At 58.8% G+C, this 25,317-nt stretch carries 20 protein-coding genes; 5 read left to right on the plus strand and 15 right to left on the minus strand.

Features of this window, described 5'->3' with window-relative positions:
• Positions 1 to 13: 13 nt before the first annotated feature.
• From ispC to ACIPF8_RS11040, 8 genes are all read right to left on the minus strand, one after another.
• Complete coding sequence (ispC, locus tag ACIPF8_RS11005; protein WP_400420839.1) at positions 14 to 1,183, minus strand: 1-deoxy-D-xylulose-5-phosphate reductoisomerase; 1,170 nt, start codon at positions 1,181 to 1,183, stop codon at positions 14 to 16.
• A 7-nt stretch (positions 1,184 to 1,190) separates the two neighbouring features.
• A complete protein-coding gene (locus tag ACIPF8_RS11010) occupies positions 1,191 to 2,015 on the minus strand; it encodes a phosphatidate cytidylyltransferase (protein ID WP_400420842.1) in 825 nt (274 codons plus the stop codon).
• The gene (gene uppS / locus ACIPF8_RS11015) at positions 2,015 to 2,806 is read right to left on the minus strand and encodes a polyprenyl diphosphate synthase (RefSeq protein WP_400420844.1); all 792 of its coding nucleotides are present in this window, start codon (positions 2,804 to 2,806) and stop codon (positions 2,015 to 2,017) included. Before uppS ends, ACIPF8_RS11010 begins: the two co-directional genes overlap by 1 nt.
• Before the next feature lie 176 nt (positions 2,807 to 2,982).
• Positions 2,983 to 3,543 carry a ribosome recycling factor gene (gene frr, locus ACIPF8_RS11020; protein WP_400420847.1) on the minus strand — a complete coding sequence of 187 codons (561 nt, stop codon included), beginning with the start codon at positions 3,541 to 3,543 and terminating at the stop codon, positions 2,983 to 2,985.
• A gap of 152 nt (positions 3,544 to 3,695) precedes the next feature.
• Positions 3,696 to 4,412, minus strand: coding sequence for a UMP kinase (gene pyrH, locus ACIPF8_RS11025; RefSeq protein ID WP_400420849.1), 717 nt, complete (start codon positions 4,410 to 4,412; stop codon positions 3,696 to 3,698).
• A 268-nt stretch (positions 4,413 to 4,680) separates the two neighbouring features.
• Complete coding sequence (gene tsf, locus ACIPF8_RS11030; RefSeq protein ID WP_400420852.1) at positions 4,681 to 5,562, minus strand: translation elongation factor Ts; 882 nt, start codon at positions 5,560 to 5,562, stop codon at positions 4,681 to 4,683.
• Between the two features lie 185 nt (positions 5,563 to 5,747).
• Entirely contained in the window at positions 5,748 to 6,500 is a 753-nt protein-coding gene (gene rpsB / locus ACIPF8_RS11035) for a 30S ribosomal protein S2 (RefSeq protein WP_400420854.1), read from the minus strand.
• Between the two features lie 35 nt (positions 6,501 to 6,535).
• Positions 6,536 to 6,808 (minus strand): hypothetical protein, encoded by a 273-nt coding sequence (locus ACIPF8_RS11040; RefSeq protein ID WP_400420856.1) that lies wholly within the window; start codon positions 6,806 to 6,808, stop codon positions 6,536 to 6,538.
• A 4-nt stretch (positions 6,809 to 6,812) separates the two neighbouring features.
• Between ACIPF8_RS11040 and map the strand changes: the two genes are divergently transcribed.
• The 3 genes from map to ACIPF8_RS11055 are packed head-to-tail and all read left to right on the plus strand — an operon-like array spanning position 6,813 to position 11,004.
• The gene (map, locus tag ACIPF8_RS11045; RefSeq protein WP_400420859.1) at positions 6,813 to 7,640 is read left to right on the plus strand and encodes a type I methionyl aminopeptidase; all 828 of its coding nucleotides are present in this window, start codon (positions 6,813 to 6,815) and stop codon (positions 7,638 to 7,640) included.
• Positions 7,641 to 7,660: 20 nt separating this feature from the next.
• Positions 7,661 to 10,213 carry a [protein-PII] uridylyltransferase gene (locus tag ACIPF8_RS11050; RefSeq protein WP_400420861.1) on the plus strand — a complete coding sequence of 851 codons (2,553 nt, stop codon included), beginning with the start codon at positions 7,661 to 7,663 and terminating at the stop codon, positions 10,211 to 10,213.
• Positions 10,214 to 10,257: 44 nt separating this feature from the next.
• On the plus strand, positions 10,258 to 11,004 hold the full coding sequence (locus ACIPF8_RS11055; RefSeq protein ID WP_400420863.1) for a pseudouridine synthase: 747 nt from the start codon (positions 10,258 to 10,260) through the stop codon (positions 11,002 to 11,004).
• Positions 11,005 to 11,100: 96 nt separating this feature from the next.
• On the opposite strand, the gene ACIPF8_RS11060 is transcribed toward ACIPF8_RS11055, so the two are convergent.
• Positions 11,101 to 11,571 carry a DUF1854 domain-containing protein gene (locus ACIPF8_RS11060; protein ID WP_400420866.1) on the minus strand — a complete coding sequence of 157 codons (471 nt, stop codon included), beginning with the start codon at positions 11,569 to 11,571 and terminating at the stop codon, positions 11,101 to 11,103.
• Positions 11,568 to 13,889: an ABC transporter ATP-binding protein gene (locus tag ACIPF8_RS11065; RefSeq protein WP_400420869.1), complete on the minus strand. Its 2,322-nt coding sequence runs from the start codon at positions 13,887 to 13,889 to the stop codon at positions 11,568 to 11,570. The genes ACIPF8_RS11060 and ACIPF8_RS11065 overlap by 4 nt, the downstream gene beginning before the upstream one ends.
• Positions 13,890 to 14,201: 312 nt before the next feature.
• Here ACIPF8_RS11065 and cphA (ACIPF8_RS11070) point away from each other — a divergent pair, with 312 nt between their 5' ends.
• On the plus strand, positions 14,202 to 16,358 hold the full coding sequence (gene cphA / locus ACIPF8_RS11070; RefSeq protein WP_400420872.1) for a cyanophycin synthetase: 2,157 nt from the start codon (positions 14,202 to 14,204) through the stop codon (positions 16,356 to 16,358).
• A gap of 116 nt (positions 16,359 to 16,474) precedes the next feature.
• Positions 16,475 to 19,045 (plus strand): cyanophycin synthetase, encoded by a 2,571-nt coding sequence (gene cphA / locus ACIPF8_RS11075; protein WP_400420875.1) that lies wholly within the window; start codon positions 16,475 to 16,477, stop codon positions 19,043 to 19,045.
• A 108-nt stretch (positions 19,046 to 19,153) separates the two neighbouring features.
• Here cphA (ACIPF8_RS11075) and ACIPF8_RS11080 read toward each other — a convergent pair whose 3' ends face one another.
• From ACIPF8_RS11080 to kdpD, 5 genes are all read right to left on the minus strand, one after another.
• Complete coding sequence (locus ACIPF8_RS11080) at positions 19,154 to 20,542, minus strand: MFS transporter (protein ID WP_400420877.1); 1,389 nt, start codon at positions 20,540 to 20,542, stop codon at positions 19,154 to 19,156.
• 137 nt (positions 20,543 to 20,679) lie between these two features.
• A complete protein-coding gene (locus ACIPF8_RS11085) occupies positions 20,680 to 21,048 on the minus strand; it encodes a nuclear transport factor 2 family protein (protein ID WP_400420879.1) in 369 nt (122 codons plus the stop codon).
• A gap of 33 nt (positions 21,049 to 21,081) precedes the next feature.
• Positions 21,082 to 21,594 (minus strand): cupin domain-containing protein, encoded by a 513-nt coding sequence (locus ACIPF8_RS11090; RefSeq protein ID WP_400420881.1) that lies wholly within the window; start codon positions 21,592 to 21,594, stop codon positions 21,082 to 21,084.
• Positions 21,595 to 21,701: 107 nt separating this feature from the next.
• Positions 21,702 to 22,397, minus strand: a complete 696-nt coding sequence (gene kdpE, locus ACIPF8_RS11095) for a two-component system response regulator KdpE (RefSeq protein ID WP_061533994.1) — start codon at positions 22,395 to 22,397, stop codon at positions 21,702 to 21,704.
• A gap of 2 nt (positions 22,398 to 22,399) precedes the next feature.
• Positions 22,400 to 25,228 (minus strand): two-component system sensor histidine kinase KdpD, encoded by a 2,829-nt coding sequence (kdpD, locus tag ACIPF8_RS11100; RefSeq protein WP_400420883.1) that lies wholly within the window; start codon positions 25,226 to 25,228, stop codon positions 22,400 to 22,402.
• Positions 25,229 to 25,317: the final 89 nt, after the last annotated feature.

Below are 25,317 nucleotides of genomic sequence, written 5' to 3' on the forward strand. Positions count from 1 at the left end.
TGGATGATCGCGTTCAGGAAATCAAGGATTGTACTGTTTCCCGGGCAAGCTGATCCTGTTCGAGCAGCGCATCGATATCCGTTACCGCGCAAAGCGGCAATTTATCCATGGTGCGGGCAATCAGTTGATCGATCATGCGGAACCCGATTTTTTCATCTAGAAAAGCTTGGACAGCGACTTCATTCGCCGCGTTCAATATTGTCGCCGCAGAACCGCCGGCAAGCAATGCATCATACGCGAGTTTCAGACAGGGAAAGCGTAGCAGATCGGGGCGGGTAAATTGTAACTGGCCGATGACCGTCAAATCGAGCGCAGCGACACCGGATGCAATTCGCTCCGGATAGGCCAAGGCATTCGCAATCGGCGTACGCATATCGGGATTGCCCAACTGCGCCAGCACCGAGCCATCGATATACGACACCATCGAATGGATCACGCTCTGCGGGTGGATCACGACTTCGATCTGGCTGGCCGAAGCGCCGAACAGCCAGTGCGCCTCGATCACTTCCAGGCCTTTGTTCATCATGGTCGCAGAATCGACCGAAATCTTGCGGCCCATGACCCAGTTCGGATGCGCAATCGCTTCCGCCGGGGTGACTGCGCTCAAGGTTTCCACCGCGCGATGCAGGAAAGGTCCGCCGGAGGCAGTCAGCAGAATCTTCTCGACGCCGACAGCCGCCGGCTGACGCTGGTAGCCGTGCGGCAGACATTGGAAAATCGCGTTGTGTTCGCTGTCGATCGGCAGCAATACGGCGCCGCTCTTGACGATGGCGTCAATGAACAACTGCCCCGACATGACCAATGCTTCCTTGTTGGCCAGCAGGATTTTCTTGCCGGCACGCGCCGCCGCCAGTGACGGCGCCAGGCCGGCAGCGCCAACGATGGCGGCCATCACGACGTCGCAGCCATCGGCACTGGCGACCTCACATAAAGCCGCCTCGCCATACGCCACTTCGGTAGGCAGGCCTTTCGCCCGCAACAATTTGCTCAACTGCTCTGCCGCCGCCGCACTGCCAACGACTGCCAGCTTGGGTTTGAATTGCAGGCACTGCTCTGCCAACTGCTCAACCTTGCTGTGCGCGGTCAGCGCATAAACCGAATAGCGCTCAGGATGGCGCGCCAGCACGTCCAGCGTCGACATGCCGATCGAACCGGTGGAGCCGAGAATCGTAATATTTTGCATGTTCAAACTAAAACCAGAAACTTAACAAGGCTGCCAGGGGCAGCACCGGGATCAGCGCATCGACGCGATCCAGCACGCCGCCATGACCAGGCAACAGATTGCTGCTGTCCTTGACGCCGGCACGACGCTTCAGCATCGACTCGAACAGGTCGCCGACCACGCTGGCGGCCACCAGCACCGTCATCACGGCCAGCGAGCCAGCCCACCCCCAGGTCGCCAACAGGCGCGCCGGGAAAGTATCCGCCAGCGCAGGCGTGACGCTAAAGCCAGCCAACATCAGCAGGACCAGCAACCAGCCGCCGATCGCACCTTCCCAGGACTTGCCGGGAGAAATCGACGGCGCCAGCTTGCGTCGTCCAAAGGCTTTACCGGCAAAATAGGCGCCGATATCGGCCGCCCAGACAATCACCAGCACCGACAGCAGATACATTGGCGAATGATGGAACAATACGACTATCGCCAGGAAACAGCCAAAAATCGCGATCGCGTAGCTGCCTGCCACCAGGCGGTTGCCGAGACTGGCAAGCGCTGGCAAACCAAGCGCCAGCGACGGCACGAAGCGCAAGCACCAGATCGCCACGCACAGCGCAAACAGCAGGCGGATATTCGGGCCGCTGCCAACATAGAGAACCGCCGCGAACAGCAGTAACGCCGCCCCGCCCCATATCAGAGCCGATTTGCCGCCGGCGCTGAACAGCCTGCTGCTTTCCCAGATGGCGGCAGCAAAGAACAGTGCCGAGACAACGGCGAAGGCTGGGTAATAATTGAAATAAAGAATCGGCAGCAGGACAGCCAGTAACAATAACGCAGTGATGACACGCGTTCTAAGCATCAGGAAACCTTTTTCTGTTCAACCAGTTGTGCGCTGGTACGCCCGAAGCGCCGTTCCCGTTGCTGATAGGAGGCAATTGCCTTATCGAGTTCGGCAGCACCGAAATCGGGCCAATAGGTATCGGTAAAGTAGAGTTCGCTGTAGGCGAGTTGCCATAACAGGAAATTGGAAATGCGCTGCTCGCCGCCGGTGCGGATGAACAAATCCGGCTCCGGTGCATAGGCCATGGCCAGATGCTGCGCCAGTTCTTCTTCGGTGAATGCGGCGGCATCCTGCGCCGCGCCAGCTTGTTGCGGGTTGCCTGCAGCACGCGCGGCAACCATTTTCTGTACAGCCTGCATCACATCCCAGCGACCGCCGTAATTTGCGCAAACCGTGACGGTCATGGCGGTATTACCGGCAGTCTTGCGCTCTGCGTTGTCGATCATCTGTTGCAGCTTGTCGTCGAAACGGCCGAGATCGCCGACCACCTTGAGACGAATCCCATTGGCGTGCATCTTGCCGACTTCGCGCTCCAGCGCCGCCATGAACAAGCGCATCAGCAATGACACTTCTTCCGCAGGACGCCGCCAGTTCTCGGAACTGAAGGCAAATAATGTCAGGTATTCAACGCCACGCACGGCACACGCTTCGACGATCTCACGCACCGCTTCGACACCCTTGCCGTGACCGGCAACGCGCGGCAAAAAGCGGCCCGTCGCCCAGCGACCATTACCGTCCATGATGATGGCAACGTGCCGTGGCACCGTGGAACTCGTTGGAACCGCTTGCGTAGAACTTGAATGGGCCATAAATATTGAAATAAGAAAAAATGAGGCGGTAGGACAGACTATCTGCTGTAGGGCGAATGCTTTTCCACGAGAAATCCGGGACTCCTCACGTCAAGCAGCTTCACGATATCGCGATACACGAGCGACACGTGGGCACGCGTGCCCACCCTACAAATCAAATACTGCCCTGCAAAGTGTTAAACCGTCAGGATCTCTTTTTCTTTGTCGATCACTTGCTTGTCAATTTCGGCCACGAACTTGTCGGTCAGCTTCTGGATTTCATCTTGTGCACGACGCTCGTCGTCTTCCGAACATTCCTTGTCCTTGACCAGTTTCTTCAAGCCTTCGTTGGCATCGCGGCGAATATTGCGAATTGCGATTTTTGCATCTTCCGCTTCACCCTTGACCAGCTTAACCATTTCCTTGCGGCGCTCTTCGGTCAGCGGTGGGGTCGGCACGCGAATCATTTCGCCTTGGGTCGACGGGTTCAGACCCAGATCGGCTTCACGGATAGCCTTTTCGACCACCGCGATCATTTTCTTTTCCCATGGCTGCACGCCGATGGTACGGGCATCGATCAGGGTCACATTGGCGACCTGACTCAGATTGGTCTGGCTACCGTAGTAATCGACCATGACGTGGTCCAGAATCCCGGTGTGGGCACGGCCGGTACGAACTTTCGCCAGATCGGCGCGCAGCGTCTCCAGCGATTTTTGCATTCTTTGATCAGTATTCTTCTTAACGTCAGCAACGCTCATGCTGCTCTCCTCTACAAAAACAAATCATCTTCGGCCACCACTGCAAACCTGCTGCACGACACAAACTCGGCATTGCAGTTTTCAGAGGTGGCTTTTCATTAAAAAACTGTGCAATTATTGCAAAATATATTGCAAACCGCACATAAAAAAACTTAAACGTGTACCAAAGTGCCTTCATCTTCGCCCATGATGACGCGCTTCAGCGCACCTGGCTTGACGATGGAAAACACCTTGATTGGCAGTTTCTGGTCGCGGCACAGGGCAAACGCGGTGGCATCCATGACTTGCAGATGCTTGGTAATCGCCTCATCGAAAGTGATGTGGGAATAACGCGTTGCCGATGGATCCTTGTTTGGATCGGCGCTGTAGACGCCATCGACCTTGGTCGCCTTCAAAACGATCTCGGCGCCGATTTCCGAACCGCGCAATGCGGCTGCGGTATCGGTGGTAAAGAATGGATTGCCGGTTCCTGCTGCAAAAATAACAACTTTATCTTCTTCCAGATATTGCAGCGCTTTCGGCCGCACATATGGCTCTACTACCTGTTCGATGCTGATTGCCGACATCACGCGCGCGGTGAGGCCGATCTGCCGCATTGCATCAGCCAGCGCCAGTGAATTCATCACTGTCGCCAACATGCCCATGTAATCGGCAGTTGCACGATCCATGCCCTGCGCTCCTGGCGCCACGCCGCGGAAGATATTGCCGCCACCGATAACGATAGCCAGCTCAACACCCAGTTTGGCGACTTCGGCGACATCGGCGACCATCCGTTCGATCGTCGCCCGATTGATGCCATAGGCGTCATCGCCCATCAGGGCCTCACCGGAGAGTTTCAGGAGAACACGCTTATAAGCTGGTTTTGTCATGGTCTGGGCCCCTTGTGGCTTTCCGATTGATTCACACTTGTATTGGTCATTTGCCTAGCTGGAGGACTGCAGCGCCATTGTCAGGCCAAACTGCAGCAAAATCCACTAGAAGGTTTCGGAGCCGCTTTACTCAGGACTACGAAACCATTTCTACGATATTCTCGCCGCTCATTGAGAAGCAGCGGTCTTAAGGCAATTCCTTAGTCCTTGGTCTGGGAAGAAAATTCCACAGAACCAAAAAAACGGGCCTTTCGGCCCGTTTTTTTGCTTACGCCTGCTTGGCCGCAGCAACAGTTGCTGCAACTTCTGCAGCGAAGTCATCCTGCTTCTTCTCGATGCCTTCACCGACAACAAACATGGTGAACGATTTAACGCTGGTGTTGGTAGCCTTCAGCATTTGTTCAACGGTTTGCTTGTCGTTCTTGACGAAAGTCTGGTTCAGCAAGGAAACTTCCTTCAGGAATTTCTGCACCGAACCTTCGATCATCTTGGCAGCGATATCTGCTGGCTTGCCGGATTCGGCCGCCTTCAGGGTTGCTACCGAACGCTCTTTCTCGATCAGGTCAGCCGGTACTTGATCCGACGACAACGAGACTGGCTTCATTGCAGCGATGTGCATTGCCACGTCCTTGCCGACTTGCTCTTCAGCGCCGTCGAACTCAACCATGACGCCGATGCGAGTGCCGTGCAGGTAGGAAACCAGCTTGCCGGTGGTGTCGAAACGCACGAAACGACGGATCGACATGTTTTCGCCGATACGGCCGATCAACGCTGCGCGGGTTGCCTCAACAGTGCTGCCATCCAATGGCAAAGCCGACAGGGCTGCTACGTCGGCTGGATTGTTTTCTGCAACCAGCTTGGCGCAGGCGTTTGCCAGGGCCAGGAAGTCGTCGTTCTTGGTAACGAAGTCGGTTTCGCAGTTAACTTCAACCAGGGCGCCAACGCCACCAGCGATGTAAGCAGCAACAACGCCTTCAGCTGTCACGCGGGAAGCAGCCTTGGATGCCTTGCCGCCCAGTTTGACGCGCAGAATTTCTTCTGCTTTGTCCATATCGCCTTCGGCTTCAGTCAAAGCCTTCTTGCATTCCATCATCGGCGCGTCGGTCTTTGCGCGCAGTTCGCCTACCAATGCTGCTGTAATTGCGGCCATACTATTCTCCTAGCTCAGTTGATGCTGCTTCGCCAATCTGGTCACCGCCATGCAGTGCGCCCAATCATCAGCTTCCCAACATCATCATTCAAAATATATTCGGGTAAAAAATATGCAAGTGATACAAAAAAAGGGGCAACTACGCCCCCTTTTTATTCTGAAGTGTAAGACCTCAGACTCAGGGCTTACGCCTGATCGTTAACTTCAACGAACTCGTCGCCAGCTGCGCCCTTGATCGACTCAACTACGTCGTTCACTGCATTGGCGCGGCCTTCCAGGATTGCATCTGCAACGCCACGGGCGTACAGAGCGATAGCCTTGGAGGAGTCATCGTTACCAGGGATGACGTAAGTCACGCCTTCTGGCGAGTGGTTGGTATCAACCACGCCGATAACCGGGATACCCAGCTTTGCAGCTTCGGTGATTGCGCCCTTGTGGTAGCCGACGTCGATCACGAAAATTGCGTCAGGAATGCCGCCCATGTCCTTGATGCCGCCGATAGCTTTTTGCAGCTTGATCAGCTCACGTTGGAACATCAGGCCTTCTTTTTTGCTCAGCTTCTCAACCGAACCGTCTTCGATCGATGCTTCCATTTCTTTCAGGCGCTTGATCGATGTCTTGATGGTCTTGAAGTTGGTCAGCATGCCGCCCAACCAGCGTTGGTCAACGAAAGGCGAGCCCGAACGTGCTGCTTCTGCAGCAACGATTTCACGTGCTTGGCGCTTGGTGCCGACGAACAGGATGTTGCCGCGATTGGACGACAATTGACGGATGTACTTCATCGCCTCCTGGTACATGCCCAGGGTCTTTTCCAGGTTGACGATATGAATCTTGTTGCGGTGACCGAAGATGAACGGCGCCATCTTTGGGTTCCAGAAACGGGTTTGGTGACCGAAGTGGACACCGGCTTCCAGCATTTCACGCATTGTTACGGACATAATTTTCTCCAGGGTTAGGTCTGGAATCTGCTCAGTCACCGAAATTGCCTCACAGCAAAAACAGCACCCTTTTCGAGCGGATTCGCGCTTAAAAAACACAAAATAACTACAGGAACTTCCATATCAGCCGAATAGCAATTCGAGCTAACCCAAGATTGTAACCCAGAACCAGCATTTTCTTCAAGCGTCGCGGGGCATATCTTTCTGCGAATCTTGTTACGGTCGTTTATAATCGTTAACCGAATGAATCCAGGCCGCCGATCCAATGATTTCGCGCCTTTTTCCTGCAAATTTCCGAATTTTTCCATACTTATGACTTCTATCTCCATCAAAACCGCCGAGGATATCGCCGGCATGCGCATTGCCGGCCGGCTTGCCTCGGAAGTGCTCGACTACATCACGCCCTTCGTCAAGGTCGGCGTGACAACCGGCGAGCTCGACCGCCTGTGCCACGAATACATGGTAAATGTGCAAGGTACGATCCCTGCCCCGCTGAATTACTGCCCTCCTGGTTATACGCCTTATCCGAAAGCGATCTGCACTTCGGTCAACGACGTCATCTGCCACGGCATTCCGGGCGACAAGGTGTTGAAGAACGGCGATGTGGTCAATCTCGACATCACTGTCATCAAGGATGGCTACCACGGCGACACCAGCCGCATGTTCTATGTCGGCGAGCCGTCGATCATGGCCAAGCGCCTGGGCGACATCACCTATGAATGTATGTGGCTGGGCATCGCCAAGATCAAACCCGGCGCGCATCTGGGCGATATCGGCCATGTGATCCAGCAACACGCCGAGAAAGCCGGCTACAGCGTGGTGCGCGAATTCTGCGGTCACGGCATCGGCAAGGTATTCCATGAAGAGCCGCAAGTGTTGCACTATGGCCGCCCCGGCACCCTGGAGCGCCTGGAAGCGGGCATGATTTTCACGGTCGAGCCGATGATCAACGCTGGCCGCCGCGACATCCGCGAAATGGGCGACGGCTGGACCATCCGAACCAAGGATCGCAGCCTGTCGGCACAATGGGAACATACCGTTCTGGTGACTGAAACCGGTTACGAAGTGCTGACCGTGTCCAAGGACACGCCACCGCCGCCTGCCTTCATCCAACCCGCAACCAGCGCCTCAGCCGCGTAGTCGCCGCCCCCCTTACTTACATGACAACACTTGCCGCAACCCTCAAGAAACAGCTTAGAACCGAGCGGCAAACCATCATCTCTGCATTTCTCGCCGACGGCAAACCCGGCGAGTTGCTGACGGCGCTGCGACGCAGCGTCGATATCGCCCTGACGCAAGCCTGGAAAATGCTGGAATTGCCGCCGAGCGCGGCGCTGGTCGCGGTCGGCGGTTATGGCCGCGGCGAATTGTTTCCGCACTCGGATGTCGATGTCTTGATCCTGCTGGGCGCCGCGCCCGACGCCGAATTGAAAGGCCAGCTGGAACAGCTGGTGCAGCTATTCTGGGACATCGGCCTGGAAATCGGCCACAGCATCCGCACCGTCGATGAATGCATGACCGAATCGGCGGCCGACATCACCGTACAGACCAGCTTGCTGGAAGCGCGATTGGTGACCGGCAACCAGCCGCTGTTCCAGCAATTGCAGGAACGCTGCAACGCGGCGATGGATCCGTGCGCCTTTTTCCAGGAAAAAATCCTGGAAATGCGCCAGCGTCATGTCAAGTACGAAGACACACCTTACAGCCTGGAGCCGAACTGCAAGGAAAGCCCGGGCGGCCTGCGCGACCTGCAGGTGATCCTGTGGGTGGCTAAAGCTGCCGGCCTGGGCGATTCCTGGTCCAAGCTGGCCAAACACGGCCTGATCACGACCACTGAAGCGCGCCAGCTGACGCGCCAGGAACGCGCGTTCAAGGACATCCGGATTCGCCTGCACATTTACACCAACCGGCGCGAAGACCGCCTGGTGTTTGACGTGCAGACGCCGATCGCCGAAGCGCTCGGCTTCCAGACCACGGAAACCCGGCGCGCCAGCGAATACCTGATGCAGCGCTATTACTGGGCCGCCAAGGCGGTCACCCAGCTCAACACGATCCTGTTGCAGAACATCGAAGTGCAATTGTTCCCGCAACCGATGGTGCCGCAACGTATCAACGACCGCTTCAACCACGTCAACCGGCTGATCGACATTGCCTACGACGACCTGTTCAAGACTACGCCGTCGGCGATACTGGAACTGTTCCTGCTGCTGGCCCAGCACAGCGAATTGAAGGACATGACGGCGCGCACCCGGCGTGCGCTGTGGCATGCGCGCGCCAAGATCGACAACAGCTTCCGCCGCGATCCATTGAACCGTTCGCTGTTCCTGCAGATCATCCAGGCGCCGCAAGGCATCACCCATGCGCTGCGCGGCATGAACCAGACCAGCATCCTGGGTCGCTACCTGCCGAATTTCCGGCGCATCGTCGGCCAGATGCAGCATGACCTGTTCCACGTCTACACGGTCGACCAGCACATCCTGATGGTGGTGCGCAACGTGCGCCGCTTCACGATGAGCGAGCATGCGCATGAATATCCGTTCTGCAGCCAGTTGATCGCCAATTTTCCGCGCCCCTGGCTGCTCTACATTGCAGCGCTGTTCCACGACATCGCCAAGGGCCGCGGCGGCGACCACTCCAAGCTGGGCATGGCCGACGCCCTGCACTTCTGCCACCAGCACGGCCTGCCGGCGCAGGATACGGAACTGGTGGTGTTCCTGGTTGAGCATCACCTGACCATGTCGCAGGTTGCGCAGAAACAGGATTTGTCGGACCCCGACGTGATCCTGCATTTCGCCAGCGTGGTCAAGGACGAACGCCACCTGACCGCACTCTATTTGCTGACAGTGGCCGACATCCGCGGCACCAGCCCGAAGGTCTGGAACGCCTGGAAAGGCAAGCTGCTGGAAGACTTGTACCGGATGACGCTGCGCGTGCTGGGCGGCGAAACGCCGTCGGCCGACCGCGAACTGAAGAACCGCCAGGAAGAAGCCCTGAAAACGCTGCGCCTGTACGGCCTGCCGGAAAACGCCCATGAACATTTGTGGCAGCAACTCGATGTCGCCTACTTCCTGCGCCACGACTCTTCCGACATCGCCTGGCAGACGCGCTCGTTCTATAACCAGACCGACAGCGCCACGCCGATCGTCAAATGCCGCCTGGCGCCAATTGGCGAAGGCTTGCAGGTTGCCGTTTATACCAAGGACCAGAGCGACCTGTTCATCCGCATCTGCAGCTATTTCGACAGCAAGAACTTCAGCATTCTCGACGCCAAGATCCACACCACGCGGCACGGCTATGCGCTCGACTCCTTCCTGATCAGCGCGCCGCTGTTCGCCAAGCATTATCGCGACATCATCAACCTGATCGAGCATGAGCTGACCGAACTGCTGCAAAACCACCACCCGTTGCCGACGCCCTCCAAGGGCCGCCTGTCGCGCCTGTCGCGCACCTTCCCGGTGACGCCGACGGTTGACCTGCGGCCGGACGACCGCGGCCAGTATTACCTGCTGTCGATCACCGCCAACGACCGCACCGGCTTGCTGTATTCGGTGGCCAGCGTGCTGGCCAAGCACAAGATCAACCTGCACACAGCCAAGATCATGACGCTCGGCGAACGGGTCGAAGACGTGTTCCTGGTCGACGGCAGTGCCCTCAACCACGCGCGCTTGCAGATTCAGCTTGAAACCGATTTGCTGGATGCATTGCATATCTAACCTGCCTTGCAGTTTTTTTATATTTTTCCTATTTTTTGTACGCCATGACCGAACCACTACGCCTCTCCAAACGCATGTCCGAACTCGGATTATGCTCACGCCGCGAAGCCGATGAATGGATCGCGCGCGGCTGGGTCCGAGTCGACGGTGTCGTCGTTTCGGAACTCGGCAGCAAGGTATTGCCAAGCCAGCGCATCAGCGTCGAACGCCAGGCCGCTGCAGAGCAATCCAAACGCGTCACCATCCTGATCAACAAACCGGTCGGCTACGTCAGCGGCCAGGCCGAAGACGGCTACCAGCCGGCGGTGGCACTGATCAAGGAAGCCAACCGCTGGAGCGAAGACCGTTCGCCCACCCTGTTCCACCCAACCCAGCTGCGCAGCCTGGTGCCGGCTGGGCGCCTTGATATCGACTCGGTTGGCCTACTGGTGCTGACGCAGGATGGCCGCATCGCCAAGCATTTGATCGGCGAGGAAACCAGCGTTGACAAGGAATACCTGGTGCGGGTGCGCTATACCAAAGGCGACAAGCTGCCCGACGCCGATCTGCGCCGCCTCAACCATGGCCTGACGCTGGACGGCAAGCGGCTCAAGCCGGCCATCGTCAAATGGCAGAACGAAGATCAATTGAGCTTTACGTTACGCGAAGGGAAAAAGCGCCAGATCCGTCGCATGTGCGATATGGTTGGCCTCAAGGTGCTGGGCTTGAAGCGGGTGCGGATTGGCGGCGTGAAGCTGGGTAATCTGCCTGAGGGGCAATGGCGCTATCTGGGGGCTGACGAGCAGTTCTAAACGGATCGGAATATCCGCGCAGCGTGGGCAGAGGAACCTGCCCCTACCACGTGCAAAGAATGTAGGGTGGGCACCTGTGCCCACGCCCAATAACAACTACAGGAAACGATCCAGTATCTTGCGGCTACCCTTGTCCAGCGCTTGTGTATCGCGGATCAGGAACTGCACACCGTGGTTGTCGGCGATCAGCAGGCTGGTCGATGCGATGCGGCGGATATCTTCTTCGCCTTTCAGCGTAAACGAGGCGTCGCCGCGATTAGTTTCAACAAACCAGGTGCACGGCGCGTTGTAGTTGGAGACGCGCTGGATACGCTGGATTTCCGGCATGAATTCGCGGCTCGCCAACTCCTCTTCGACCATGGTCCGGGTATCGTCGGCCAGATCGGTCAATCGCATGATCCAGGCCAGCTCCTGGCCATCGGCATTGACCAGCGCGATGCCGTCGTCCGGTGCGCCAATCGGGAAAGCCCGCACCGGCACCACGCCCTCAAAGCGATCGCCATTCGCGGCAGTAAACACCAGCTTGCCGAACGCATTGCGGCTCAGTGTGAAATCATGTGTTGTCATGCCACGCTCTCATCATTTTCTTCACTATCTTCGTCAACCAGCTGCGGCGATCCTTCGGCGCCGTCGGCATTGCGCAACTGCGCCTGGTACAGACGATAGTAGGCGCCTTCGCGCAGCATCAGCTCGTCGTGATTGCCGACCTCGACAATCTGGCCGCGATCCAGCACCACCAGCCGGTCGGCCTTGCGCAAGGTCGACAAGCGATGGGCAATCGCGATCGTGGTGCGGCCCTGCACCAGGTTGTCGAGTGCTTTCTGGATTTCTTTTTCTGTCGTGGTGTCGACCGACGATGTCGCTTCATCCATGATCAGGATGCGCGGATCGATCAGCAGCGCACGCGCAATCGAAATCCGCTGACGCTCACCGCCAGACAAGGCCTGGCCACGTTCGCCCACCAGCGAGTCGTAACCCTGCGGCAGACGCAAGATGAATTCGTGCGCATGCGCGGCGCGCGCTGCCGCGACGATTTCCTCGCGTGTGGCGTCCGGTTTGCCGTAGCAGATATTCTCGGCAATCGTGCCGAAGAACAGGAACGGCTCTTGCAGCACCAGGCCGATATTGCGGCGGTACTCGGAAATCGGCATCGAACGAATATCGACGCCATCGAGCCGGATCGATCCCTCCGACACATCATAAAAACGGCAGATCAGGTTGACCAGCGTACTCTTGCCGGAACCGCTGTGGCCCACCAGGCCGATCATCTCACCCGGCTTGATCGACAGGCTGACACCGCGCATCACGGCGCGGTTGCCGTAACGGAAACCGATGTCGCGCAATTCGATGGCGCCTTTGACATGCTCCAGATGCACCGGATTGGCCGGTTCCGGCACGCTCGATACGTGATCCAGGATTTCAAAGATGCGCTTGGCGCCGACCGCAGCCTTTTGCGTTACCGAGACGATCCGGCTCATGGAATCGAGACGCGTATAGAAGCGGCTGATGTAGGCCAGGAACGAAGCCAGCACACCGACCGTGATCTCGTTCTTGGAAACCTGCCAGATGCCGAAAACCCACACCACCAGCAAGCCGACTTCCGTCAGCAAGGTGACCGTCGGCGAGAACAGCGACCAGATCTTGTTGACCCGGTCGTTGACCAGCAGGTTGTGCTGGTTGGCCTCGCGGAAACGGCCGGCTTCGCGCTTTTCCTGGGCGAATGCCTTGACTACGCGGATACCGGGAATGGTATCGGCCAACACGTTGGTGACTTCGGCCCAGATGCGGTCGATCTTTTCAAAACCGTGCTTGAGACGATCACGCACCACATGGATCATCCAGGCGATGAACGGCAACGGAATCAGGGTCACCAGCGCCAGCCACGGATTGATCGAAAACAGGATCACCGCGGTCATGATGATCATCAGTACGTCGATGGCAAAGTCCAACAGGTGCAGCGACAGGAACACGCAGATGCGGTCGCTCTCGGAGCCGATGCGCGCCATCAGGTCGCCGGTCCGCTTGCCGCCGAAATATTCCTGCGACAAACGCAACAAATGCTCATAGGTCGTCGTACGCAAATTGGCGCCGATCCGTTCGCTGACCAGCGCCAGGATATAGGTGCGCGCCCAACCCAGGCTCCACGCCACCAGCGCCGACGCCAGCAGGCCGGACAGGTAGAGTTTGACCAGGTAAACATTGATCGGCTTGCCGTTCTGATAAGGGATCAGCACGTTGTCCATCAGCGGCCCCATCAGATACGGCGGCACCAGCGTGGCGGCAGTGGAAATCAGCATGAGGACGAAGCCGAGCAACAGCATGCCCTTGTACGGCTTGGCAAAACGCGCCAGGCGGAACAGCGCCCAGGTCGACGATGGCGCCCGGGCTTTTTCCGGACAGATCAGGCATTCATCGCTACCGGCCGGCAGCGGCGCCTGGCATTCGGGACAAACGGCTTGCGCCTGCCGTTGCGCGGAGCGCCCGGCCAGATGATCCTCGCGCTGCTGTTCAAATACCTTGATCAGGCGCAGAGCGTCGATATTGAGGCCGAGCGTGTAACGCCAGCAGGCCAGCTGCCGTTGTTCATCCTGCAACTCCAGGCTGCCGACGCCGGCATGATCGTGATGCTTGAGCTTCAGCTGCGGGCCGTAAGGCCAGGCGCGCCAGGCGTTTTCTTTCGCCATCCTGGCCAGCACGCGGTGGTTCGTCACAATTACCAAACCACGCGTAAAATGAAGCGATGCGTCGAGATCGACTTCCAGGAAAGCCAGGATTTCCTCTTGCGGCGCGAGTTGTGATGTCACATCAGCGCGCAAGGAATCAGGCAATGTATTGGACAAATAATTGCCGGTACGAGAATTAGGGGATAAAGGATTGCTTTTCATCTAAACGGCATGGTGTGTCCGCAAGCATGGTGACCAGCGGACCGGATGGAATTTTGTGTGAAATCGCCACAATGGCGCACATCGTCTGCCGCAAGTATTATATCCTATCGGGTTTTTCTTAAACGTTACTATTCGTTACCATTTACCACTATCTTTTTTACGAATTGGTGGTTTTGTTGTAAACCAATTCGCGAGTGGTGCGTTACAAGTTCTTGCAGCATGTTGAAAAGAGCATAAATAGATATAAATAGTATTTTTTCAACATTCGCCAAGGCCGTCTTGGCCGCTGCCTCCTAGCCTCATTGCTGACCCATGAAAAACATAGAAATTCTCCGTATCATGTCGCTGCGCGGACCAAATATCTGGACGTATCGATCAACCCTTGAGGCGTGGATCGACATCGGCGAACTGGAAGATTTCCCGTCCAACACCCTGCCCGGCTTTAACCAGCGCCTGACCACCTGGCTCCCTTCCCTGATCGAACACCGTTGCAGCTACGGCGAACGCGGCGGCTTTGTGCAGCGCCTGGAAGACGGCACCTGGCCAGGCCATATCCTCGAACACGTTACCCTTGAATTGCAAAACCTGGCGGGCATGCCTGGCGGTTTCGGCAAGGCGCGCAGCACATCGGTGCGCGGCGTCTACAAGGTCGCGGTCCGTGCGCGCCATGAACAAGTCACGCGTGCTGCGCTGTACGCCGCGCGCGACCTGGTGATGGCGGCGATCGAAGATAAACCTTTCGACGTCCCTGCCGCTATCGGCACACTGCGCGAGATGGTCGATTCGCGTTGCCTGGGACCGAGCACCGCCTGCATCGTCGAAGCAGCGGACGAGCGCCGCATCCCGTCTTTCCGCCTGACCGAAGGCAATCTGGTGCAGCTGGGCCACGGCATTCGCCAGCGCCGCATCTGGACTGCGGAAACCGACCAGACCAGCGCCATCGCCGAAAGCATCTCCAGCGACAAAGACCTGACCAAGAGCCTGTTGCAAGCTTGCGGCGTTCCAGTGCCAGAAGGACAACTGGTGGAAAGCGCCGCGGAAGCCTGGGAAGCGGCCGAAGACATCGGCCTGCCGGTTGTGGTCAAGCCATCCGACGCCAACCATGGCCGCGGCGTTTGCATCGACCTGACTACCCGCGCCGAAATCGAAGCCGCCTACGAAATCGCGTTGAAGGAAGGCAGCAGCGTGATCGTCGAGCGTTTCATCCGCGGCAACGAACATCGGCTGCTGATCGTCGGCGGCCGGCTGGCTGCGGCGGCGCGCGGCGAACCGGTATCGATCACCGGCGACGGCAAATCGACAATCCTGCAACTGATCGACACGCAACTCAATTCCGATCCGCGCCGCGGTGAACTCGAAGAATGTCCGCTCAGCCTGGTGCTGTTGGACCAGGAACCGGCCGCACGGCTGGAACTGGAACGGCAAGGTTACAACGGCGATTCAGTGCCGGCGGCTGGCAAGGTAGTGCTGATCCAGCGTAACGGCAATGTCGCCATCGATGTCACCGACCTGGTGCATCCGAGCGTGGCCGCAGCGGCCTCCCTCGCGGCACGTGTGGTGGGCCTGGATATCGCCGGCGTCGACCTGGTGGCGGAAGATATTTCGCGGCCGCTGGAAGAACAGCGCGGCGCCATCGTCGAAGTCAATGCCGGCCCTGGCCTGCTGATGCATCTGAAGCCGGCTGAAGGCAGCCCGCGTCCGGTTGGCAAGGCGATTGTCGAACACCTGTTCGCGGCGGCAGACAATGGCCGTATCCCGATCGTCGGCGTCACCGGCACGCACGGCAAGACCACCGTGTCGCGCCTGATCGCCTGGCAGTTGCACCTGAGCGGCAACCATGTCGGCCTGGCTTGCGGCAACGGCTTGTACTTTGCCCAGCGCCAGGTGGAAAAAGGCGATTGCGCCAATTGGGAATCGGCGCAACGCGTGCTGATCAACCGCGCAGTCGAAGCCGCCGTGTTCGAAAACAGCCACGACACCATCTTGTCGGAAGGCCTGGTCTACGATCGTTGCCAGGTTGGCGTCGTGACCAATATCGCCATCGGCGACAGCCTGCCGCAGTACTACATCGCCGACGCTGAAGAAATGGTGAAAGTAACCCGCACCCAGGTCGACGTGGTGCTACCGACCGGCGTCGCCGTGCTGAACGCCGCCGATCCGCTGGTGGCGCCGATGGCCTCGCTGTGCGACGGCGAAGTGATTTTCTTTGGTATCGATGCGGCACTGCCGGTAATAGCCGAACACCTGGCGCAGGACAAGCGCGCCGTGTTCATCCGCAACGAACAGATCATGCTGGCGATCGGCAAGAATGAAATGCTGCTGGCGGACATTACCACGGTGCCGCTGATCGCCCGCAACAAGGAGCAATTCCAGCTTGAAAACGTGCTGGCGGCGGTTGCTGCAGCCTGGGCGCTGGACATCTCGCACGATTTGATCCGCGCCGGGATCGAGACTTTTGATCTGGCTTGACAATGTAGGGCGGGCGAACATTTTTGCCCTCGCGTTGCCATGACAAGCAACGTAAAAATTTAACATAGCGCCTGGGCGTAGTTGCCCAGCCTAAGTAACAATAGGAAAACTTGTTGATGGACGTTTCACGTATCCGAGTACTTCGCGGCCCCAATCTGTGGAGTCGACATACCGCTATCGAAGCCATTGTGACCTGCAACGAAGCCGAGCGAGCAATTGCCGGCATCGCCGGCTTCGAGACCAAGTTGCGTGAACGCTTCCCGCAGATGGGTTTCCTGGAGCCCAGCAGCAAGAAGGAAGTCGTATCGATGGCGCACGCGCTGGAAGCTGCCGCGCTCGGGTTGCAATCGGAAGCCGGCTGTCCGGTGACCTTCAGCCGCACCGTGCCGACGCTGGAAGCCGGCGTCTATCAAGTCATCGTTGAGTACAGCGAGGAAGATGTCGGCAAGCTGGCGTTCGAGTTAGCGCTGGAACTATGCCTGGCGGCGCAGCAAGATAAACCGTTCGACCTGGCCGGCGCGTTGGCGCGGCTGCAGGAACTGGATGAAGACATCCGTCTCGGACCAAGCACCGGCTCTATCGTGCAAGCTGCCGTCGCGCGCGGCATTCCATTCCGCCGGCTGACCGGCGGCAGCATGGTGCAGTTCGGCTGGGGCAGCCGGCAGCGCCGCATTCAGGCTGCCGAAACCAATCACACCAGCGCCATCGCCGAATCGATCGCGCAAGACAAGGACCTCACCAAGAAGCTGTTGAATGCCGCCGGCGTTCCGGTGCCGATGGGCCGGGTCGTATCGAGCGCTGAAGAAGCCTGGATCGCAGCCCAGGAAATCGCCAGTCCGGTGGTGCTCAAGCCGCGCGACGGCAACCAGGGCAAGGGTGTGGCTGTCAACATCACAGCGCGTGAACAGGTCATGGCGGCGTTCGATGTCGCCTCGAAAATCTGCTCCGAAGTCATCGTCGAGCGTTACCTGCCGGGCCACGATTTCCGCCTGCTGGTAGTCGGCAATCAATTGGTCGCCGCAGCACGTCGCGATCCGCCGCAAGTCATCGGCGATGGCGTGCACACCATCAGCCAACTGGTCGATCAGGTCAACAGCGATCCGCTGCGCGGCGAAGGCCACGCAACTTCGCTGACCAAGATCCGCTTCGATGCAATCGCGCTGGCGACCCTGGTCGAACAGAATTACACGGCGGACTCGATTCCGCAGCAAGGCGTGCGCGTGGTGTTGCGCAACAACGCTAACCTCAGCACCGGTGGCACCGCCACCGATGTCACCGAGGATGTCCATCCGGAACTGGCAGCGCGTGCGGTCGCCGCGGCGCAAATGGTCGGACTCGATATTTGCGGCGTCGATGTGGTCTGCAACAACGTCCACCAATCGCTGGAAGAACAGGAAGGCGGCGTGGTTGAAGTCAACGCCGCGCCCGGCTTGCGCATGCACATCAGCCCGTCTTACGGCAAGGGCCGCGCAGTCGGCGCCGCCATCATGTCGACCATGTTCGACGACGGCGACAATGGCCGCATTCCGCTGGTAGCGGTGGCCGGCACCAACGGCAAGACCACTACCGTGCGCCTGATCGCCCATCTGCTGGGACGCAAGGGCCTGCGCGTCGGCATGACCAATTCCGATGGCGTCTACATCGAGAAGCAACGCATCGACACCGGCGACTGCAGCGGCCCGCGCAGCGCCCGCAACGTGCTGATGCACCCTGATGTTGACGCTGCGGTGTTTGAAACCGCACGCGGCGGCATCTTGCGCGAAGGCCTCGGCTTTGACCGTTGCGATGTCGCAGTCGTCACCAATATCGGCATGGGCGACCATCTCGGCCTGAGCTATATCAGCACCGTCGAAGACTTGAGCGTGGTGAAACGCGTGATCGTCGAAAACGTCTCCCCTACCGGCCACGCGGTCTTGAATGCCGCCGATCCGATGGTTGCCAACATGGCCAAATCCTGCCCTGGCTCAGTGACGTATTTTGCACATGACTTCCATCATCCACTGATGACTACACACCGCGCCCAAGGGCATCGGGTGGTGTACCAGGACGGCAACTTCATCGTGGCCGCCAAGGGCAAGCAAGAACACCGCTTGGCGTTGCAGGAAATTCCACTGACCCGCAACGGCAGCATTCCGTTCCAGATCGAAAACGCCATGGCATCGATCGCTGCGGCCTGGGCCTTGAACCTGGATTGGGATGTGATTCGTGCCGGCCTCGCCAGCTTTGTCAATGACGCCGATACCGCGCCCGGCCGCTTCAACGTGTTCGACTATCGCGGCGCCACCCTGATTGCCGACTATGGCCACAATCCGGATGCCATCCAGGCCCTGGTGCGCGCGATCGACACCATGCCGGCCAAGCGCCGTTCAGTGGTGATCAGCGGCGCCGGCGACCGCCGCGATATCGATATCCGCCACCAGACAGAAATCCTCGGCGATGCATTCGATGAAGTGATCCTGTATCAGGATCAATGCCAGCGCGGCCGCGCCGATGGCGAAGTGCTTGGACTGTTGCGCGAAGGTTTGAAAAATGCTCGTCGCACAACTGCAACCGAGGAAATCAATGGTGAGTTTATCGCTATCGACACTGCCTTGTCGCACCTGTCGCCGGGCGATTTGTGCCTGATCCTGGTCGACCAGGTGGAAGAAGCGCTGGCGCATATTGCCAAGCGCATTGCTGAAGTCTGATTTGTGTAGGGTGGGCAGAGATTTTCTGCCCACGCGTTGCTATAACGATGAGTAGCGCAATGGCAAGCAACGTGTGAGAAGAATCACGGTGGGCACAGGGTGCCCACCCTACGCCGGTTTGTGCCCGGTCAGCGCCGCGCCGGCATTCAATGGCAAGCGCCGAGTTACCGGAATCGAGGCCCACGAGAACAGACCGATGACCACAAAGGCTGGCCAGAAATCTCCAGCCACAATCGTCTCATGGCCTTGCAGGCGGCTCGACATATGTACCGCCAGTCCGCCGATCGTCACACCCAATCCCAACGAAATCTGCTGAACTACGCTCGCCAGGCTGGTCGCCCGGCTGACGTCTGCGCTATCGAGGTCGGCGTACGCCATCGTGTTGAGGCAAGTGAATTGCATCGATGGGAAAAAGCCGCCCAGCAGCACAACCGCCATCATCACCAGATAGGGCGTAGTCGGCGTGAACAAGCCATAGGAAGCCAACGCCAGGCCGGCCAGCACCGCATTCCAGATCAGCACTGAACGGAAGCCGTAGCGCCGCAGCACTGAAGTGCCGATGGCTTTCATGAAGATCGCACCGAAGGCCGATGCGCAAGTGATGGTGCCGGCATGAAACGCGTTCATGCCGAAACCAACCTGCAACGCCAGCGGCAACAGGAACGGCACTGCTCCCAGGCCGATGCGGAACAGCGAACCGCCCAATACGCTGGCGCGGAAAGTGGGGATACGCAACAGGCGCAGGTCGAGCAATGGAAATGGTTCGCGCCGCGCATGGCGCAGATAGATATACAGCGTCAGGCCGCCCAGCAGGCACATGAAAAATGCCCGTTCAGTCGACAGCAACTCGCCGTCGATCAACGACAAACCCAGCATCACCAGCGTACTGCCGACCGCCGACAACACAAAACCCTTCATGTCCAACGGCTGCAGATCGTCAGATTTGTAGTTTTCGATATAGCGGCTGGCCAGGTACATGCCGAGCAGGCTGATCGGCAGGTTGATCAGGAAGATCCAGCGCCAGTGAAAATAAGTGGTGATGAAGCCGCCGAGCGGTGGACCGATCACCGGCCCTAACTGGGACGGGATGGTGAGATAACTGATGGCCTTGACCAGTTCGGTGCGCGGCACCGAACGGAAGATCACGATACGTCCGACCGGCACCATCATGGCGCCGCCGATGCCTTGCAGGAAGCGCGCGGCGACGAATGCCTCCAGCGAACTGGATGCCGCGCACATCAGCGACCCACACAGGAATACCAGGATTGCAGAACGAAATACGGTACGCGCGCCGAAACGGTCGGCGACCCAGCCGCTGATCGGAATGAATACGCCGAGGCCGACCACATACGAAGTCAGGGCCAGCTTCAGGGTAAGGGGATCTTGTCCGAGATCACGCGCCAGTACTGGCAGCGAGGTAGCGATCACCGTCGCGTCCATGTTCTCCATGAACAGCGCGCAAGCGACAATGAGCGGAATGAGAAGAGTACGTTGCACTGCTAGTGACCGTAGGAGGTAAACAAAAAGACAGATGCAAGCAGCGCTGCATCCGTCTGTTTAGTAGTTTACACCTAATCGGGGAGTTTGGCTGTGCGTTCGCCACAACGTTCCGTTACGCGGAACGCCGCAACAGCTCAGGCCAGTTTGCGCTGTGCGGGATCGTAGTAAAAGCGTTCTTCGAAAATCCTGTCGCCGCGCCATTGCTGATAAGCGATTTCTTCCAGCTGGAAACTGCGGCCGTCGTGGGCCACCAATTCGAACAGCCAGTTGATGGCAACCCGGTCGCCATCGACCAGGAAAGATTTGGCTGCCAGGGTACGGATTTCCTTGAGGGCAGCCAGCGCCTTCAGTTCTCCCTCCACCAGCAAGGCGCGCCCTTTGCGCGGTGGCTCCTGGTTTTCCTGCATGCTGGCGTCCTCGGTATAGAACTCCTCGATCGCCTCCACATATTTCCCCTGCACGACCAGCGCGATGAAACTTTCAACAATCTCTCGATGTGGCATGAATGTTCCCTTAGTGGTTGCGATTAAGAGCGACTAAAACGGACCGTTCGATTGCCTTAGCTTGTCAGGCAGGCCATCGTGCGGGCCAAGCGGTTCCTGCGGTGCATCAACCCAATACTGATCGCCGATGCGGGCGTTGCGGTCGGGGTGCAATGGGTAGCGCACCTGATTGTCGGCACGGAAGCACTCCCCCACTACCAGCATACGCACATCGCTGTCAGTGTTGTTGATGAAGGTGTGAGCGATGCCGGTTCCGGCGGGGAAACCGACGCCGTCGCCGGGCGCCAGTCGATGCAGGTGGCCGTCCAGCCAGACATCGGGCGTACCTTCGATCACGTAGGCGAATTCCTCTTCGGTTTTTTCGGCGTGCGGCCAGGAGGTACGGCGCCCAGGTTTCAGCACTTCATGATGGATGCCGATCCGGGTCAAGCCGAATGAGCGGCCGAACGGCGAACCGATCGACATCAATTCGGCACTGTCCGGATAGCTGGAATCATCGGCGCCCTGAATTTCCTGCCAGTTTTTGATACACGCTGGTCGCGTCATGATGTCTCTCGTTTTCCTGGATTGCTTCTGGATTATCTGTTGCACGTTGATCCGTGTTCCTGGTCGGCTCCACACGCAGCAGATTATTCGCTCTCTATGCGCCCTCCTTAGTGGGAAAGCATGATCCGGTATCCTACCGCAGTCTCAGTCAGCAAGTATTTAGGTTGCGCCGGATCGTCTTCCAGTTTTTGCCGCAGGTGCCCCATGTAGATGCGCAGGTAGTGCCCACTCTCGGAATGTGATGGTCCCCACACCTCCTTGAGCAACTGCGGATTGGTGACCACGCGGCCAGCATTCGCCACCAGCACCGTCAGCAAGCGATACTCGGTCGGCGTCAGATGCACTTGCTGCTGCGCCTTGGTGACCAGCCGGGCCTGCAGATCCAGCGTGACGTCGCCGAACCGGATCAAGCCATCCTCGCCGGCCAGCGGCTGATGCTGGCGACGCAGCGTGGCGCGGACCCGCGCCAGCAACTCGCCGACGCCGAACGGCTTGCTCAGATAGTCGTCGGCGCCGGCATCCAGCGCCCTGATCTTGTCGGCTTCGTTGACGCGCGCCGACAGCACGATGATCGGCACGCGCGACCATTTGCGTACATCCAGGATGAAATCAACGCCATCGCCGTCCGGCAGGCCGAGATCGAGGATCACCAGATTCGGCTTGCGGGTGCCGCAGTCGATCAGGCCGCGCTGCATGGTTTCGGCTTCGAAAATCTGCCAGCCTTCGCTCTCCAGTGCGGCGCGCACAAAGCGTCGGATCTGCGGTTCGTCTTCGACCAGCAGTGCTATTGGTGTTGGTTGCATTGTCATGCTTTCTCCATGTTGCCGTCCTCGCCGGCATCGTCGCCGCCATCAGCTTCATCTGTGGTCGGGGTGAAATCGCTTTCTTCCGGTTCAGGCATGCTCGGCGGTGCGCCAAGAGGAATGGTAAAGACAAATTCGGCGCCCTTGCGTTGTTCTGCGTTGCCGCCTTTTTGATGACCGCTGTGAGCGTGGATGGTGCCGCCGTGGGCCTCGACGATGGCCCGGCAAATCGCCAGGCCCAGCCCCACTCCAGGCTTGGCCGATTCGCGCTCACCGCGGGTGAACTTTTCAAATATCGCATCTTCCATGCCGACCGGCAGTCCCGGACCGTCATCGGCCACGGTCACTGCCAGGAAGCGTCCGTTGACGACGGCGGCCAACACGATGTGAGAACCCGGCGCTGTGTACTTGGCGGCGTTTTCCAGCAAGTTGCATAGCACGCGTTCAATCAGCACCGCGTCAAAACGAATCAGCGGCAGTTCATGCGCCACGCGTATTTCCACCGGGTGCCCAACCAACGCCGACGCGCTCGCGCGCATCGCACTGCCGACCACCTCTTCGAACGGTTGCCATTGCAAATTCAGCTTGACCTCGCCGCTCTGGATGCGCGCCATGTCCAACAGATTGGTCACCAGCGCACTCATGCGCAGCATCTCGCTGTGCAGCGCGGCAGCCAGCACCTCCTGGTTTTGCTGCAACGGCGGCTTCGACAGCAACAGCGACTCCGACAAACCGACCAGCGCCGTCAACGGCGTGCGCAAGTCATGCGACAACGCCGACAACAGCGAGTTGCGCAAGCGCTCCGATTCCATCCGCACCAACGCATCCTGCGCCACCTCGACATAATGCACGCGCTCCAGTGCGATCGCGGTCAACGTGGCAAACGTGTACAGCTGTTGCTGCTGTTCCGGGATCAGTATCCAGCGGCGGCTATGCGGCAGAATCGCCAGCACACCGCGGGTGCGCATCGGCGCCACCAACGGCACATACAGGTAATTGCTGGCTGGTAGCGTATCGGTGCCGATGCCGGCGCTGCCGGCATTGTCGAACGCCCATTGCGCGATGCCCATATCGAGTGCTGCCGCCATATCGGCGGCGTCGCCGGGAATCACCGCCGGCATTTGCAGGCGCCCGGCATCATCCGGCACCAGCAACAAGGTCTTGGCCTGGAAACTGCGCTGCAGGAAGCGTCGGCTGGTCTCGAATATCTGCTCAGTCTGCAGCACCGCGGACAGTTCCCGAGCGAACTCAAACAGGGCGCGCGAGCGCGCTTCGCGGTCGGACGCGATCCTGGCCTGGTAGCGCAAACCGGTGGTCAGATGAGTAATGGTCAGGCCCACCGCCAGCATCACGCCGAAGGTCAGCAAATATTGGAAATCGCTGACGGCAAACGAAAACCGTGGCGGCACGAAAAAGAAATCGAACGATGCGATGCTCAGCAACGCCACAAAAATCGCCGGGCCACGACCGTAGCGTATGGCGATCAGCACCTCCGCCAGCAAATACAGCATGACGATATTGGCCAGGTCGAAAAACGGCAGGATCGGCGTCGCCAGCAAGGTCACCAGCACACAAACGGCCAGCGCCCAACCATAGCCCCACCATTCGATCCGGCTCTGCATCGGCAGGTAGCGCGGCAAAGCCCTGCCCGTCGCGTCGTCGTCCCTTTCCGACGCGGCCGATGGCGGTACGCCGATTTCGATCACGTCGATGTCGTTAGCCAGCTTTGCGATGCGGGCTGAATGATTGGCTTGCCATGGATAACGGCGTTGGCTGCGGCCGATGATGATCTTGGAAAAATTGTGGCTGCGCGCGTAACTCGCCATGACCGCCGCCACCTCGTTACCGGCCAACACCGCAGTGGTCGCTCCCAGGTCTTGCGCCAGCTTGAGGGTTTTCAGGATGCGTTCACGCTTGGCCGACGGCAGGCGCTGCAGGCTCGGCGTCTCGACATAGATCGCATGCCATTCGGCATTGAGCTGGGTTGCCAGCCGGGCTGTGCTGCGGATCACGTGCTCGGCGCTCGGCGATGGTCCGACGCAAGCCAGCAACGCGGCATCGGTTTGCCATACGGCGCCGATGGATTTCTCGATGCGATAGGCCTGGACATCGCCCTGCAGGCGATCGGCGGTACGGCGCAGGGCCAGTTCGCGCAATGCGATCAGGTTGCCTTTGCGGAAAAAATTGCGGGAAGCGCGTTCTGCTTGCGGCAGTTTGTAGACCTTGCCGAGCTTGAGCCTGGTCAGTAATTCATCGGCTGGCAAATCCACCAGCACCACTTCATCGGCCGCATCGAAGACAGTGTCAGGCAGCGTTTCCGCCACCCGGATGCCGGTAATCCCGCCCACCACATCGTTCAGGCTTTCCAGGTGCTGGACGTTGAGCGTTGTGAATACATCGATGCCGGCATTCAGCAATTCTTCGACATCCTGCCAGCGCTTCGGATGACGCGAACCGGGCGCATTGGAATGCGCCAGTTCGTCCACCAGGATCAGCGAAGGCTTGCGCTGCAGGGCTGCGTCCAGGTCAAACTCCGGCAGTTGCTTGTCGCGATACTCCACCTGTTTCAGCGGCAGCAGCTCGAGGCCGTTCAGCATGGCGGCGGTTTCGGCGCGGCCGTGGCTTTCGATCACGCCGGCCAGCACCTCGCGCCCTTCACTATGCAATTTGTGCGCGGCGCCAAGCATCGCGTAGGTTTTTCCAACGCCGGCCGATGCACCAAAATAGATGCGCAGCTTGCCGCGCCCGGCCAGGCTCTCCTGCACCTGCAACTGGGCCAGCAAGGCATCTGGATCGGGGCGCAAATCGCCGCTTGAATTGGGTGAAGACATGTAAGTGGTCTGCTTGCCTGAAGAGTCCCGCCAGCCAGGCGGTTATGTGAATCTATAAGCCAATTGTAGATGGAATTGAGCCACCGTTA

It is taken from the genome of Collimonas sp. NPDC087041 (assembly GCF_044745265.1).
Lineage (GTDB): Bacteria > Pseudomonadota > Gammaproteobacteria > Burkholderiales > Burkholderiaceae_D > Collimonas.